Raw genomic sequence first — 15,097 nt, 5'->3', positions numbered from 1 at the left:
TCAAGATGAAACTCGGCGGCCTGAGCCCTGTGGCTTACAGAGCCCAGGCCGCGTAGCCTTACACACTCAGCGTCCAACTTTTGGGGTGCAGCTCATTCACCGCTGAGCCTGTAGGAGCGGATTTATCCGCGATGGGCCGCCAAGCGGCCCCCAAGCACCGATCCCCAGGAGCAGCCCCGTGAAAGCCCTCGACCAACTCAGCTTCGACAACCGCTTCGCCCGCCTGGGTGACGCGTTCTCCACCCAGGTGCTGCCCGACCCCATCGCAGACCCTCGCCTGGTGGTAGCCAGCGAGTCGGCCATGGCCCTGCTCGACCTCGACCCCGCGCAAGCCGAGCTGCCGATCTTCGCCGAGCTGTTCAGCGGCCAGAAACTCTGGGAAGCGGCCGACCCACGGGCGATGGTCTATTCCGGCCACCAGTTCGGCGCCTACAACCCACGCCTGGGCGATGGTCGCGGCCTGCTGCTGGCCGAAGTGCTCAGCGACGCGGGCGAGCACTGGGACTTGCACCTCAAGGGTGCCGGCCAGACCCCGTACTCGCGCATGGGAGACGGGCGCGCCGTGCTGCGCTCTTCGATTCGCGAGTTCCTCGCCTCCGAAGCCCTCCATGCGCTGAGCATCCCGACCAGTCGGGCACTGTGCGTGATCGGTTCGAGCACCCCGGTATGGCGCGAAACCCGCGAAAGTGCAGCCATGCTCACGCGCCTGGCGCAGAGCCACGTGCGCTTCGGGCATTTCGAATACTTCTACTACACCAAGCAGCCTGAACAGCAGCGGGTGCTGATCGATTACGTGCTGGAGCAGCACTACCCCGAATGCCGCGATGCCGAACAGCCCTACCTGGCCATGTTCCGCACCATCGTCGAGCGCAATGCCGAACTCATCGCCCGCTGGCAGGCCTATGGGTTCTGCCATGGGGTGATGAACACCGACAACATGTCGATTCTTGGCATCACCTTCGACTTCGGCCCCTACGCGTTCCTCGACGACTTCGACGCCAACTTCATCTGCAACCATTCCGATGATCGCGGCCGCTACAGCTACGCCAACCAGGTGCCGATCGGCCACTGGAACCTCAGCGCACTGGCCCAGGCGCTCACCACGGTCATCGAGGTCGATCCGCTGAAAGAAGCGCTGGGGTTGTTCCTGCCGCTGTACCAGGCCCACTACCTGGACCTGATGCGCCGGCGCCTGGGCCTTACCACCGCCGAAGACGACGACATGGCGCTGGTCGAACGCCTGCTGCAGTGCATGCAGAGCGGCGGCGTGGACTACAACCTGTTCTTCCGCAAGCTGGGCGATCAACCCGTGGCCGCTGCCCTCACCGTGGTGCGCGACGACTTCATCGACCTGGCCGGTTTCGACGCCTGGGGTGCGGACTACCTGGCCCGCTGCGAGCGCGAAGCCGGCAACGCCGAGGGGCGGCGCGAGCGCATGCATGCGGTGAACCCGCTGTATGTGCTGCGCAACTACCTGGCGCAGAAAGCCATCGAAGCGGCCGAAGCGGGGGATTACAGTGAAGTGCGTCGGCTGCATCAGGTGCTGAGCCGGCCGTTCGAGGAGCAAGCCGGGATGCAGGCCTATGCCGAGCGACCACCGGAGTGGGGCAAGCATCTGGAAATCAGCTGCTCCTCATAGGCCTCATCACCGGCAAGCCGGCGATAGGGCCCGATCAAACACCACAAGGAACTGACATGACCGACCCGATACTGCTCCCCTGCCCTCACTGCAACGGCCTCAACCGCCTGCCCGCCACGCGCCTGGGCGATGCCCCGAAATGCGGCCGCTGCAAACAGGATGTGCTGCTCGGCAAACCCTTCGACCTCAGCGAAAGCAGCTACGCCAGCCAGATCAAAGGCGACCTGCCGCTGTTGGTCGACGTCTGGGCCGACTGGTGCGGCCCGTGCAAGTCCTTCGCCCCCACCTTCGAACAGGCCGCCGGCCAGCTCAAAGGCCGCTGCCGCCTGGCCAAGCTCGACAGCGAAGCCAACCGCAACCTGGCCGGGCAACTGGGCATCCGCTCGATCCCCAGCCTGATCCTGTTCAAGAATGGCCGCGAAGTCAGCCGCCAGGCTGGAGCGTTTCCACTCCAGTCGTTGCTGGAGTGGCTGCGTAGTCAGGGGGTCTAGGCGTTCTCTTCAAGCAGGGAATGCAACTCGACGAACTGCTGGGTCAGCTTGTGCCGTGGCTCCAGGTGGATCAGCGGCAGGCTGGCGTGGTGCGACTCGCGCATCTTCACCGAACTGCCCAGGTACACCGGTAGCACCGGCAAACCTTCGGCCAGCAACTCGTCGAGCATCTGCTGGGGCAGGCTGGCACGGGACTGGAACTGGTTGACCACGATCCCTTCGACCACCAGGTCTTCGTTGTGGTCTTCCTTGAGCTCTTCGATCTCAGCCAGCAGGCCATATAGGGCCTGGCGCGAGAAACTGTCGCAGTCGAAAGGAATCAGCACGCGATCAGCGGCGATCAGTGCCGATACCGCATAGAAATTCAACGCAGGCGGCGTGTCGATGTAGATCCGCTCGTAATCCTCGTCCAGCTCGTCGAGCAATTTGCGCAGTTTGTTGATCTTGTGCTTGGCCTCAAGCTTGGGCTGCAGGTCGGCCAGCTCCGCCGTGGCGGTGACCACATGCAGGTTGTCGAACGGAGTTTCGTAGATATCGACCTTGTTCTTCTTGCTGAACGGCCCGCTGGACAGGCTCTGCTTGAAGAAATCGGCAATACCCATGGGGATGTCTTCACCGGTGAGCCCGGTCAGGTATTGAGTCGAGTTGGCCTGAGAATCCAGGTCGATCAGCAAGGTCCGATAGCCTTCGCTGGCGCTGACCGCCGCCAGGTTGCAAGCGATGCTCGACTTGCCTACGCCACCTTTCTGATTGAACACCACGCGCCGCATGAGAGACCTCCGTGTATCAACGAATGACCGAGTATGTGGCGGCGCGGCGGCAATGGCCAGTGGCATTTGCCGGACGTTGACGGCAACGCTACCCTGCCCCGCGCGAAAACTGTGCACCCTCGCCGCCCGAGATGCTCGGCGCGTGGCACTGGCCGCTGCACCTCAATTGATAGCGGAAGTCGCGTCGGTGACCAGTTCGGCGAAGGCCTTGGCCATCGCCGAGCTGCCGCGCTCACGTTGTACCAGCCACACGGCCGACGTCGCGCCCTCGTCGAGCAAGGTCCTGTAGACCACGCCTTCGATGCGCATACGCTGGAAAGAAGCCGGCAATACCGACACCCCAAGGCCTGCCGACACCAGCCCGATGATGGTCATCGCCTCGCCCGCTTCCTGGGTGAAGTGCGGGCTGAACCCTGCCTGCCGCGCCAGGTTCAGCAGCTGGGCGTACAAACCACTGCCATAGCTGCGCGGGAAGAACACAAAAGGCTCATGGGCCAGCGCGGCCATGTGCACGCCCTGTTCGGTACCCGCGGCCAGCGGATGCGACGCATTGATCACCGCCACCAAAGGCTCGCGGAACAGCTCGGTGGCTACCAGGCCTTCGGGCAGCGGCATTGGCCGCATCAGCCCGATTTCAATGGACTCGTCGAACACACCCTCCGCCACATCGCGGCTGCTCATTTCCTTGAGGCTCAGGTGCACGGCAGGATAACGCTGGCGAAACACATGGATCGCCTTGGGAATCTTCGAGGTGAACGGCGCCGATGCGGTGAAGCCGATCTTCATCTCGCCCAGCTCCCCCAATTGCGCCCGGCGTGCCACATCGGCCGCTTTCTCCACCTGCGCCAGCACCTGCCGTGCCTCGTCGAGGAACAACCTGCCAGCCTCGCTCAGTTCGACCCGACGATTGGTACGCTCGAACAACCGCGCCCCCAGCTCCTGCTCCAGCGCCTGGATCTGCTGACTCAGGGGTGGCTGGGAAATGCCCAGTTGCTGGGCTGCACGGCCAAAGTGCAGCTCTTCGGCAACGGCGATGAAGTACCGCAAATGGCGCAGTTCCATGATCAGCTCCGATTGGGTCGCAAAACCTCTCAAACAGGTCGAACAATATATTGGATCTAATCATTAGCCAGCTATAAGCTTTTTGCATTGCACGAGAGGTACCCGCCCGTGAAAACTGCTGTAGCCCCCCTTCCCGCCGCCCCCGAACCTGCCTCGCTGAACGACATCTGGATCGAAAAAGGCACCCCTGCCTTCATGAAGACCGTGCTGGCCCTGTTCAGCGGCGGCTTCGCCACCTTTGCCTTGTTGTACTGCGTACAGCCGATGATGCCGTTGCTGTCCCAGGAGTATGCGATCAATGCCGCACAAAGCAGCCTGGTGCTGTCGGTATCCACTGCCATGCTGGCGTTCGGGCTGTTGATCACCGGGCCGATTTCCGATCGCATCGGGCGCAAGCCGGTGATGGTCTTCGCCCTGTTGTGCGCGGCTTTGTCGACCATGGTCAGCGCGGTCATGCCGACCTGGGAATGGGTACTGGCGACACGGGCGCTGGTCGGCCTGTCGCTCAGCGGCCTGGCAGCCGTGGCCATGACCTACCTGAGCGAGGAGATCCATCCACAGCACATCGGCCTGGCCATGGGGCTGTACATTGGCGGCAATGCCATCGGCGGCATGAGCGGCCGCCTGATCACGGGGGTACTGATCGACTTCGTCAGCTGGCACATGGCAATGCTGATCATCGGCGGCCTGGCCCTGGTGGCGGCGCTGGTGTTCTGGAAGGTGCTGCCGGAATCGCGCAACTTCCGCGCGCAATCGCTCAAGCCCCGCAGGCTGCTGGATGGCTTCGTCATGCACTTCAAGGATGCCGGCCTGCCGTGGTTGTTCCTTGAGGCCTTCCTGCTGATGGGTGCCTTCGTCACCCTGTTCAACTACATCGGTTACCGCCTGCTGGCGGGGCCCTACCACATGAACCAGGCGCTGGTCGGCTTGCTGTCGGTGGTGTACCTGTCGGGCATCTACAGTTCGGCGCAGGTCGGCGCCCTGGCCGACAAGCTGGGTCGGCGCAAGGTGTTCTGGGCCAGTATCGTGGTGATGGCGGGCGGCTTGCTGATGACCTTGGCAACGCCTCTGGTGCTGATAATCCTGGGCATGCTGGTGTTCACCTTCGGTTTCTTTGGTGCGCACTCGGTGGCCAGCAGCTGGATTGGGCGGCGGGCGCTGAAGGCCAAGGGGCAGGCCTCGTCGCTGTACCTGTTCTGCTACTACGCGGGGTCGAGCGTGGCGGGTACGGCGGGTGGGGTGTTCTGGCATCACTGGGGGTGGAACGGTATCGGGCTTTTCATTGGCAGCTTGCTGGCGGTGGCGTTGATGGTGGCGTTGCACCTGAGCAGGCTGGAGCCCAAGAAGGCCTGAGCATTTGGGGCTGCTTTGCAGCCCATCGCTGGCAAGCCAGCTCCCACAAGGTCAGCGGTGATCGGTGTGGGAGCCGGCTTGCCGGCGATAGGGCCTTCGGATCAGTTCACGATCTCGACAATATCCACATCCACTTCACGGCTCATCAGGTGCTTCTCCACTTCGCCGGTCAGCTTGACCTTGGTCTTCTCGTTGAACGGCGTCGGCGGCAGGTCCTCATCATCGATTTCAACAGTGATCGTGCCGGTGTTGTCCTTGAACTCGTACTTGTCGTCGTTGTTGATCTTCTTGGTCACAAAGCCTTGCAGCACTACCGGCGTGTCATCGGCGGCATCATTGGCAGCAGCCACACTGGTCACTGGCTGGGCACCCGGGCCGGTATAACCGGCTGCCAGGGCAGCGGTGCTGAAGAGCGGGGCAAGGATCAGGGCGAGGTAACGTGCTTTCATGGGAATCGGGTCCTGTTTCGGTTTCGATGGGACCAGATTAACGACGATCGCTGAATTGAAACTTAATGCCATAAAAAAACCCGGCGCCAGGCCGGGTTTTCTGTATCTGCCATCAGATCACTGGTGGTACTGCGCCGACAGCTCGTGCACGGCGTTGATGAACACGCCCGCATGCTCTGGGTCGACTTCCGGCGTGATGCCATGCCCCAGGTTGAACACGTGGCCCGTGCCCTTGCCGTAGCTGGCAAGAATACGCGCCACTTCCGCGCGGATCGCTTCTGGCTTGGCATACAGCACCGTCGGGTCCATGTTGCCCTGCAGTGCCACCTTGTCACCGACACGGCGGCGCGCATCGCCGATCTCGCAGGTCCAGTCCAGGCCCAGCGCGTCGGCGCCGGCTTCGGCGATGCTTTCCAGCCACAGGCCGCCGTTCTTGGTGAACAGGATCACCGGCACCTTGCGGCCTTCGTGCTCGCGGATCAGGCCGCTGACGATCTTGCGCATGTAGGCCAGGGAGAATTCCTGGTACGCCGCCGCCGACAGGTTGCCGCCCCAGGTGTCGAAGATCTGCACGGCCTGGGCGCCAGCGAGGATCTGGCCGTTGAGGTAGCTGGTGACCGACTGGGCCAGCTTGTCCAGCAGCAGGTGCAGGGCTTGCGGGTTGTCGTAGGCCATCGCCTTGGTCTTGCGGAAGTCCTTGGACGAGCCGCCTTCGACCATGTAGGTGGCCAGGGTCCATGGGCTGCCGGAGAAACCGATCAGCGGCACACGGCCATTGAGTTCGCGGCGGATGGTGCTGACCGCGTCCATGACATAGCCCAGGTCTTTCTGCGGGTCAGGGATCGGCAGCGCTTCGATGTCGGCGGGGGTGCTGATGACTTTCTTGAAACGTGGGCCTTCGCCGGTTTCGAAGTACAGGCCAAGGCCCATGGCGTCGGGGATGGTGAGGATGTCCGAGAACAGGATCGCCGCGTCCAGCGGGTAGCGGTCCAGCGGCTGCAGGGTGACCTCGCAGGCGAACTGCGGGTTCATGCACAGGCTCATGAAGTCACCGGCCTTGGCGCGGCTGGCGCGGTACTCCGGGAGATAGCGGCCAGCCTGGCGCATCATCCACACCGGGGTGACGTCTACGGGTTGCTTGAGCAGTGCACGCAGGAAACGATCGTTCTTCAGGGCAGTCATGTCGGCATCCGGAAAAAAAGTGCGGGCATTTTCTCAGACGCCAGCGCAAAAGGCACGGCTGAGACCATGCGTTTTGTCTATTGGATGCGTTGGATCACGCAGTTTTGTATACAAAACCGGCCTCATCGCCGGCAAGCCGGCTCCCACAGGTATTGTGGGAGCCGGCTTGCCGGCGATGAGGCCGGTTCAGCCAAAATCAGACTTCGAGATAGTCCAGGATGCCTTCGGCAGCGGTCCGCCCTTCGAAAATGGCGGTCACCACCAGGTCCGAACCGCGCACCATATCGCCACCGGCGAAGACTTTCGGGTTGCTGGTCTGGTGCTTGAACTTGCCCTTCTCCGGCGCCACCACACGGCCCTGGCTGTCCATCTGGATGCCATGCTGCTCGAACCACGGCGCTGGGCTTGGGCGGAAGCCGAAGGCGATCACCACGGCATCGGCCGGCAGGATCTCTTCAGACCCTGGAATCGGCTCGGGGCTGCGACGGCCACGGGCGTCCGGCTCGCCGAGACGGGTCTCGACCACCTTCACGCCTTCGACCTTGTCCTCGCCGACAATGGCGATAGGCTGGCGGTTGTAGAGGAACTTCACGCCCTCTTCCTTGGCGTTCTTGACCTCTTTGCGCGAGCCCGGCATGTTGGCTTCGTCTCGACGGTAGGCGCAGGTCACCGCCTTGGCGCCCTGACGGATGGAGGTGCGGTTGCAATCCATCGCGGTGTCGCCACCGCCCAGTACCACCACCTTCTTGCCCTGCATGTCGACGAAATCTTCCGGCGACTTCTCGAAGCCCAGGTTGCGGTTGACGTTGGCGATCAGGAAGTCCAGCGCGTCATGCACGCCCGGCAGGTCTTCACCCGGGAAGCCACCTTTCATGTAGGTGTAGGTGCCCATGCCCATGAACACGGCGTCGTACTCGGCGAGCAGCTGCTCCAGGGTGATGTCCTTGCCCACCTCGGTGTTCAGGCGGAACTCGATGCCCATGCCGGTGAAGACTTCGCGGCGATTGCTCAGCACGGTCTTTTCCAGCTTGAACTCAGGGATGCCGAAGGTCAGCAGGCCGCCGATTTCCGGGTTGCGGTCGAACACCACCGGGGTCACGCCAGCGCGCACCAGCACGTCGGCACAGCCCAGGCCCGCAGGACCTGCACCGATGATCGCGACGCGCTTGCCGGTCGGTTTGACCTTGGACATGTCCGGGCGCCAGCCCATGGCGAACGCGGTGTCGGTGATGTACTTCTCCACCGAGCCGATGGTCACCGCGCCGAAACCGTCGTTCAGGGTGCAGGCACCCTCGCACAGGCGGTCCTGCGGACACACGCGGCCGCACACTTCCGGCAGGGTGTTGGTCTGGTGCGAAAGCTCTGCCGCCGCCAGGATGTTGCCTTCGGAAACCAGCTTCAACCAGTTGGGGATGAAGTTGTGCACCGGGCACTTCCATTCGCAGTACGGGTTACCGCAGCCCAGGCAGCGGTGCGCCTGCTCCACGGATTGCTGCGGCTTGAAGGGTTCGTAGATTTCCACGAACTCTTTCTTGCGCTGGCGCAGCAGCTTTTTCTTCGGGTCCTTGCGGCCCACTTCGATGAACTGGAAGTCGTTGTTCAGACGTTCAGCCATTTTTCAAAACCTCTTTACCGCAGTTGCCAGCCTTGGGCTGCAAGCTGCAAGACGATCACTTGAGCACGACGGGCCCCGCGCACGGGGCCGTCACTTGCAGCTGTTGTTACTGCGGGTTGGCACGGGTGCTGGACAGCAGTTGCTTGAGGTTGGCCGCCTTCGGCTTGACCAGCCAGAAGCGCCGCACGTAGTCGTCCAGGTTCTCCGAGAGCTCACGCCCCCACTCGCTGCCGGTCTCCTCCACGTACTCGGCAAGGACCCGCGCCAAGTGGCTGCGGTAAGCCTCCATCGCCTCACCACTGATGCGCTGGATTTCCACCAGCTCGTGGTTGAGTTTGTCGACGAAGGAGTTGTCCATGTCGAGCACGTAGGCGAAGCCGCCAGTCATGCCAGAACCGAAGTTGTAACCGGTCTTGCCCAGAACGCAGACAAAGCCACCGGTCATGTATTCACAGCAGTGATCGCCAGTCCCCTCGACGACCGCGTGGGCGCCGGAGTTTCGCACAGCGAAGCGCTCGCCCGCGGTGCCGGCGGCGAACAGCTTGCCGCCCGTGGCGCCATACAGGCAGGTGTTGCCAACGATGGCGCTGAGCTGGGTTTTGAACGGGCTGCCCGCAGGCGGCACGATGGTGACCTTGCCACCGGTCATGCCTTTGCCGACGTAGTCGTTGGCATCGCCTTCCAGGTGCAGGTTCAGGCCGCCGGCGTTCCACACGCCAAAGCTTTGCCCTGCAGTGCCCTTGAAGCGGAAGGTGATCGGCTTGTCGGCCATGCCCTGGTTGCCGTACAGCTTGGCGATTTCGCCGGAGATACGGGCACCAATGGAACGGTCGCAGTTGCAGATGTCGAGCGCGTACTCGCCACCGGCCTGGTCACGGATGGCCGGCAGGGCCATCTCGACCATCTTCTCGGCCAGCTCGCCCTTGTCGAACGGCGGGTTCTTGTCGACTTCGCAGAACTGCGGCTTGTCGGCCGGAATGTGCGAGCTGCCCAGCAGCGGGGTCAGGTCCAGGTGGTGCTGGCGCTCGGTGTCGCCAGGCAGCACGTCGAGCAGGTCGGTGCGGCCGATCAGCTCGCCGAGGCTGCGCACGCCCAGCTTGGCCAGCCACTCGCGGGTTTCTTCGGCGACGAAGGTGAAGAAGTTGATCACCATGTCGACGGTGCCGATGTAGTGGTCCTTGCGCAGCTTGTCGTTCTGGGTGGCCACGCCGGTGGCGCAGTTGTTCAGGTGGCAGATGCGCAGGTACTTGCAGCCCAGGGCGATCATCGGCGCGGTGCCGAAGCCGAAGCTCTCGGCGCCGAGGATGGCCGCCTTGATCACGTCCAGGCCGGTTTTCAGGCCGCCGTCGGTCTGTACCCGCACCTTGCCGCGCAGGTCGTTGCCGCGCAGGGTCTGGTGGGTTTCGGCCAGGCCCAGTTCCCACGGGGCGCCGGCGTACTTGATCGAGGTTAGCGGCGAAGCGCCGGTGCCGCCGTCGTAGCCGGAAATGGTGATCAGGTCGGCATAGGCCTTGGCCACGCCAGCGGCGATGGTGCCAACGCCTGCTTCGGCAACCAGCTTGACCGATACCAGGGCCTGCGGGTTGACCTGCTTGAGGTCGTAGATCAGCTGGGCCAGGTCTTCGATCGAGTAGATGTCGTGGTGCGGCGGCGGCGAGATCAGGGTCACGCCCGGCACGGCATAGCGCAGCTTGGCGATCAGGCCGTTGACCTTGCCGCCTGGCAGCTGCCCGCCTTCGCCGGGCTTGGCGCCCTGGGCAACCTTGATCTGCAGCACTTCGGCGTTGACCAGGTATTCCGGGGTGACACCGAAGCGGCCGGTGGCCACCTGCTTGATCTTGGAGCTGCGGAGGGTGCCGTAGCGCGACGGATCTTCACCGCCCTCACCGGAGTTGGAGCGCGCCCCCAGGCGGTTCATGGCCTCGGCCAGGGCTTCGTGGGCTTCTGGCGACAGTGCGCCCAGCGAGATACCGGCGGAGTCGAAGCGCTTGAGGATCGCATCCAGCGGCTCGATCTGATCCAGCGGCAGGGCCTGGTCGGCCACTTTCACTTTCAGCAGGTCGCGGATCATCGACACCGGGCGCTGGTCGACCAGCGTGGTGTACTCCTTGAACTTGGCATAGTCGCCCTGCTGCACGGCAGCCTGCAGGGTGTTGACCACATCCGGGTTGTAGGCGTGGTACTCGCCACCGTGGACGAACTTCAGCAGGCCACCTTGCTGGATCGGCTTGCGCGCGCTCCAGGCTTCGGCGGCGAGCAGCTTCTGGTCGCCTTCCAGGTCGACGAAGCGCGCACCCTTGATGCGGCTGGACACGCCCTTGAAGCTCAGGCCGACCACTTCCTCGGCCAGGCCCACGGCTTCGAACAGCTGGGCGCCACGGTACGAGGCGATGGTGGAGATACCCATCTTCGACAGGATCTTCAGCAGGCCCTTGGAGATGCCCTTGCGGTAGTACTTGAAGACTTCGTCCAGGTCGCCCAGCACTTCGCCGGTGCGGATCAGGTCAGCCAGCACTTCATACGCCAGGTACGGGTACACGGCCGAGGCACCGAAGCCCAGCAGCACGGCGAAGTGGTGCGGGTCACGGGCGGTGGCGGTTTCCACCAGGATGTTGCTGTCGCAACGCAGGCCCTGCTCGGTCAGGCGGTGGTGTACCGCACCGACGGCGAGCGATGCGTGCACCGGCAGTTTACCCGGGGCGATGTAGCGGTCGCTCAGCACCAGCTGGGTCTTGCCGCTGCGCACCGCTTCCTCGGCCTGGTCGGCGATGTTGCGGATGGCCGCTTCCAGGCCGACGCGCTCTTCATAGTTGAGGTCGATCAGGTGGCGGTCGAAGCCTTCGCGCTCCAGGTTCATCAGCGAGCGCCATTTGGCGGGCGAGATGACCGGCGAGCTGAGGATTACCCGGGAGGCATGCTCCGGGGATTCCTGGAAGATATTGCGCTCGGCGCCCAGGCAGATTTCCAGCGACATCACGATCGCTTCGCGCAGCGGGTCGATCGGCGGGTTGGTGACCTGGGCGAACTGCTGGCGGAAGAAGTCATAAGGCGAGCGCACGCGCTGGGACAACACCGCCATCGGCGTGTCGTCACCCATCGAGCCTACCGCTTCCTGGCCCTGCTCGCCGAGCGGACGCAGCACCTGGTCACGCTCTTCGAAGGTGACCTGGAACATCTTCATGTATTGCTTGAGCTGGTCACTGTCGTAGCTGGCCGCGCCCTGGTCGTCGGTCAAGGTCGCCTGGATGCGCAGGGCATGCTGACGCAGCCAACGCTTGTACGGGTGGCGCGACTTGAGACGGTCGTCGATGGCATCGGTGTCGAGGATCTGGCCGGTCTCGGTGTCCACGGCAAGAATCTGGCCTGGGCCGACTCGGCCCTTGGCCAGGACGTCCTCAGGCTGGTAGCCCCACACGCCGATTTCCGAGGCGATGGTGATGTAGCCATTGGTGGTGGTCACCCAGCGTGCCGGGCGCAGGCCGTTGCGGTCGAGCAGGCACACCGCATGGCGGCCTTCGGTCATGACGATACCGGCCGGGCCGTCCCACGGCTCCATGTGCATGGAGTTGTATTCGTAGAAGGCGCGCAGGTCGGCGTCCATGGTCTCGACGTTCTGCCAGGCTGGCGGTACCAGCATGCGCACGCCACGGAACAGGTCGATGCCGCCGGTGACCATCAGCTCCAGCATGTTGTCCATGCTCGAAGAGTCGGAGCCGACACGGTTGACCAGCGGGCCGAGCTCTTCGAGGTCGGGGATCAGGTCGTTGGCGAACTTGGTGCGACGGGCCATGGCCCAGTTGCGGTTGCCGGTGATGGTGTTGATCTCGCCGTTGTGGGCGAGGAAGCGGAAGGGCTGCGCCAGCGGCCACTTCGGCAGGGTGTTGGTGGAGAAGCGCTGGTGGAACACGCAGATCGCGGTTTGCAGGCGCTCGTCATCCAGGTCTGGATAGAAGGCCGCGAGATCGCGCGGCATCATCAGGCCTTTATAGATGATGGTCTTGTGCGAGAAGCTGCAGATGTAGTGGTCGGCGTCATGGGCGTTGGCCACGGACGAGCGACGACGGGCACTGAACAGCTTGATCGCGAATTCCTGATCGCTCAGGCCTTCACCGCCGATGAACACCTGCTCGATCTGCGGCAGGCGCTCCAGGGCCAGGCGGCCCAGCACGGTGGTGTCGATCGGGACCTTGCGCCAGCCCACCAGCGTGAGGCCGGCATTGACGATTTCGCGGTCCATGTTGGCCCGCGCGGCTTCGGCTTTTACCGGGTCCTGGTTGAAGAACACCATGCCGACGGCGTACTGCTTGGGCAGCTCGACGGCGAAGTGTTCCTGGGCCACGGCACGCAGGAATTGATCGGGCTTCTGCATGAGCAGACCGCAACCGTCACCGGTCTTGCCGTCGGCGTTGATCCCGCCGCGGTGGGTCATGCAGGTCAGCGCCTGCATGGCGGTTTGCAGAAGGTGGTGGCTCGGTTCGCCCGTCATATGGGCGATCAGGCCAAAGCCACAGTTGTCCTTGAATTCTTCGGGATGGTACAGACCTGTTTTCATAGACACTTTCTCACCAGGTTCACCTCTCAACGGAGGCAAATCTCTTTTTAGTACAACCACTTACCATCCACGCCGATCAAATGCCAGCTTTTTTGCGGTGGCCATGGAAAACCATTGTTGCACAGCGACAGCGATACTCACAAATTTTCATGTCTCACCATTGAAAATTTATGTCGCATTTTTGAATGTTTTTGCGCCGCACGCCGTGATAGGAACTCGGCTCGAGTCTGAAGCGTTTCAGCCATGACTGCAAGAAGGGCTTGTGGCCGGCAGCCTGGGACAGAAAAGCCTGCCGCGCTCAGGCGCAGCAGGCTAGACGAAAGTCAGTAATCGCTCAGCCACTGGGCAGCGGGGTGTTGCCGCCCGGAAGGTATCAGCGGGCCGAAGCCAGCTCTTGTTGGACGCTGGCGACGGTACGTGGCCAAGGTTTACCAGCCTGGACCTTCGCTGGCAAGTTCTTGATTGCAGCTACCGCGGCGTCGCGGTTGGCGAAGCTGCCATAGGTGACCACATACAACGGCTTGCCCTGCAGGTTTTTCTTGAAGTAGCGATAGTCGCCACCCTGCGCCTTGACGAAGGCCTGGGCCGAGGCCTCGGAGCTGGTGCCGAGGATCTGCACCACATAGTTGCCAGGCTTCTGACCTGCGTACCAGCCACCGCTGGCACTGCCACCGGCTGCCGGTTTTTCAGCAGGTTTGGCGGCCGGCTTGGCCGTGGCGACCTGGGTCGGCGCCGGAGTCGGCTTGGCAGGGGCAACCGCCTTGGCCGGCTGAGTTGCGACAGGCTTTTGCACAGGCGCAACCGGTTGTGACGGTGCTACAGGGGTCGCCTGGGCCAGGGTCGGCGCCGGGCCCGCGGCAACGCCTTGCGGTGGTGCAGTGGTGGTCACGGTCGGCGGCGGGTTGCCAGGCTGCAGCGCGGTATTGTCGGCTGGGCCGCCCTCCTCGCCGTCGCCCATGCCAGCAGCCTGAGCCAGTGGCTCACGCATCACCGGCTGGGATTGGCCAACCAGCGGCAGCGGCATCGGCTGCGACGAGCCGGAGAACTCGATGGCGGGGTTGTTCGATTTGTCGCCCAATGGCAACTGGGCCTGGGCAGCGGGTGCCTCAGGAGCCTTGTCGCCTTTCTTGGGCATGAGCACCGCGGCGCCAACAGCGACCACGACGACAGCGGACAGCGCGAGCACGTGTTTCTTAGGCATTTTGAACCCCATGGATGGTCGCTTGACCGCGGTGCGGCTGGCGATCATGGCTTCGATCAAGGTATCGCGGGCGACCTGGTTGATGTTGCCAGGCCAACCGTCGGAGTTTTCATGGATATCGACGAGCTGCTCATGGGTGAACACCTCGATGCCCCGGCCGGCGCCTTCCAGACGCTGCTCAAGGTACTCGCGGGTCTCTTCCTCGCTGTAGGGGGCGAGTTCGATGACATGGAAGCGCTCTTCCTCGACATGGATCTCATCCAACCCGGCAATCAGCGACGGCTCGCCGAACAGGAACACGTGCGGGCGCCCCTCCGGGACACCAGCCGCCAGCTCCAGCAACGCTTGGAGTGCCGACTCGTCGAGTTGTTCCGCATCGTCCACCAGCAAATAGACTTCCTGTCCGGTCAGGGCAAGCTGCACCACCTTGGACAGAATGGCCTGAACCTCGGGCTGGGCCACTTCCAGCGACTGGGCAACCTGCCCCAACACACTGGCAGCATCGCTGGCGCCACGGGCGGATACCACCACGCTTTGCACCGACTGCTTGTTGGTGCTGGCCACCAAGGCCTGGCGCAGCAGGGTCTTGCCGCTGCCTACGGGGCCTGTAACCACCAGCATCAGCTGGCTGTAACGGGCCAGGTGATGCAACTGACCGAGCACAGGCTTGCGCTGGGCGGGGAAGAACTTGAAACCGGGCACGCGCGGCGCGAACGGATCGTGGCTCAACTGGAAATGGTCGAGAAACGCCTCATCGGCATGCAAACTGGTCATTGCGCTGTC

10 protein-coding genes are annotated in these 15,097 nt (G+C 63.3%); 3 read left to right on the top strand and 7 right to left on the bottom strand.

Going from position 1 to position 15,097, the window contains the following annotated elements; all coding sequences use genetic code 11:
• Positions 1–178 precede the first annotated feature (178 nt).
• Together selO and trxC are read left to right on the top strand one after the other, a co-directional pair.
• Entirely contained in the window at positions 179–1,639 is a 1,461-nt protein-coding gene (gene selO, locus ACIPZG_RS26205) for a protein adenylyltransferase SelO (protein ID WP_400718302.1), read from the top strand.
• Positions 1,640–1,695: 56 nt separating this feature from the next.
• Complete coding sequence (trxC, locus tag ACIPZG_RS26200) at positions 1,696–2,130, top strand: thioredoxin TrxC (RefSeq protein ID WP_400718299.1); 435 nt, start codon at positions 1,696–1,698, stop codon at positions 2,128–2,130.
• Here the strand turns inward: trxC and ACIPZG_RS26195 are convergent.
• Together ACIPZG_RS26195 and ACIPZG_RS26190 are read right to left on the bottom strand one after the other, a co-directional pair.
• Positions 2,127–2,900, bottom strand: coding sequence for a ParA family protein (locus tag ACIPZG_RS26195; RefSeq protein ID WP_008093147.1), 774 nt, complete (start codon positions 2,898–2,900; stop codon positions 2,127–2,129). The genes trxC and ACIPZG_RS26195 overlap by 4 nt on opposite strands.
• Before the next feature lie 162 nt (positions 2,901–3,062).
• Positions 3,063–3,962, bottom strand: a complete 900-nt coding sequence (locus tag ACIPZG_RS26190; RefSeq protein ID WP_400718297.1) for a LysR substrate-binding domain-containing protein — start codon at positions 3,960–3,962, stop codon at positions 3,063–3,065.
• Between the two features lie 108 nt (positions 3,963–4,070).
• Between ACIPZG_RS26190 and ACIPZG_RS26185 the strand changes: the two genes are divergently transcribed.
• On the top strand, positions 4,071–5,315 hold the full coding sequence (locus tag ACIPZG_RS26185) for an MFS transporter (RefSeq protein WP_400718294.1): 1,245 nt from the start codon (positions 4,071–4,073) through the stop codon (positions 5,313–5,315).
• A gap of 101 nt (positions 5,316–5,416) precedes the next feature.
• Here ACIPZG_RS26185 and ACIPZG_RS26180 read toward each other — a convergent pair whose 3' ends face one another.
• The 5 genes from ACIPZG_RS26180 to ACIPZG_RS26160 form a co-directional block, all read right to left on the bottom strand.
• On the bottom strand, positions 5,417–5,764 hold the full coding sequence (locus ACIPZG_RS26180; protein WP_400718292.1) for a YgiW/YdeI family stress tolerance OB fold protein: 348 nt from the start codon (positions 5,762–5,764) through the stop codon (positions 5,417–5,419).
• Positions 5,765–5,881: 117 nt separating this feature from the next.
• A complete protein-coding gene (gene hemE / locus ACIPZG_RS26175) occupies positions 5,882–6,946 on the bottom strand; it encodes a uroporphyrinogen decarboxylase (RefSeq protein ID WP_008093137.1) in 1,065 nt (354 codons plus the stop codon).
• A gap of 196 nt (positions 6,947–7,142) precedes the next feature.
• Positions 7,143–8,561 carry an FAD-dependent oxidoreductase gene (locus tag ACIPZG_RS26170; RefSeq protein WP_008093019.1) on the bottom strand — a complete coding sequence of 473 codons (1,419 nt, stop codon included), beginning with the start codon at positions 8,559–8,561 and terminating at the stop codon, positions 7,143–7,145.
• A gap of 106 nt (positions 8,562–8,667) precedes the next feature.
• Complete coding sequence (gene gltB / locus ACIPZG_RS26165) at positions 8,668–13,113, bottom strand: glutamate synthase large subunit (protein WP_400718290.1); 4,446 nt, start codon at positions 13,111–13,113, stop codon at positions 8,668–8,670.
• Between the two features lie 373 nt (positions 13,114–13,486).
• The gene (locus ACIPZG_RS26160; protein WP_400718287.1) at positions 13,487–15,088 is read right to left on the bottom strand and encodes an SPOR domain-containing protein; all 1,602 of its coding nucleotides are present in this window, start codon (positions 15,086–15,088) and stop codon (positions 13,487–13,489) included.
• Between the last annotated feature and the right edge of the window lie 9 nt (positions 15,089–15,097).

The sequence above is a fragment of the Pseudomonas sp. NPDC089395 genome, from assembly GCF_044749525.1.
Lineage (GTDB): Bacteria > Pseudomonadota > Gammaproteobacteria > Pseudomonadales > Pseudomonadaceae > Aquipseudomonas.
This window is presented reverse-complemented; position numbering and strand designations above follow the sequence as displayed.

Coding starts and splice junctions, on each gene's coding strand:
- trxC (WP_400718299.1), top strand. CDS start 1,696: ATGACCGACCCGATACTGCTCCCCTGCCCTCACTGCAACGGCCTCAAC.
- ACIPZG_RS26195 (WP_008093147.1), bottom strand. CDS start 2,900: ATGCGGCGCGTGGTGTTCAATCAGAAAGGTGGCGTAGGCAAGTCGAGC.
- ACIPZG_RS26190 (WP_400718297.1), bottom strand. CDS start 3,962: ATGGAACTGCGCCATTTGCGGTACTTCATCGCCGTTGCCGAAGAGCTG.
- ACIPZG_RS26180 (WP_400718292.1), bottom strand. CDS start 5,764: ATGAAAGCACGTTACCTCGCCCTGATCCTTGCCCCGCTCTTCAGCACC.
- hemE (WP_008093137.1), bottom strand. CDS start 6,946: ATGACTGCCCTGAAGAACGATCGTTTCCTGCGTGCACTGCTCAAGCAA.
- ACIPZG_RS26170 (WP_008093019.1), bottom strand. CDS start 8,561: ATGGCTGAACGTCTGAACAACGACTTCCAGTTCATCGAAGTGGGCCGC.
- gltB (WP_400718290.1), bottom strand. CDS start 13,113: ATGAAAACAGGTCTGTACCATCCCGAAGAATTCAAGGACAACTGTGGC.
- ACIPZG_RS26160 (WP_400718287.1), bottom strand. CDS start 15,088: ATGACCAGTTTGCATGCCGATGAGGCGTTTCTCGACCATTTCCAGTTG.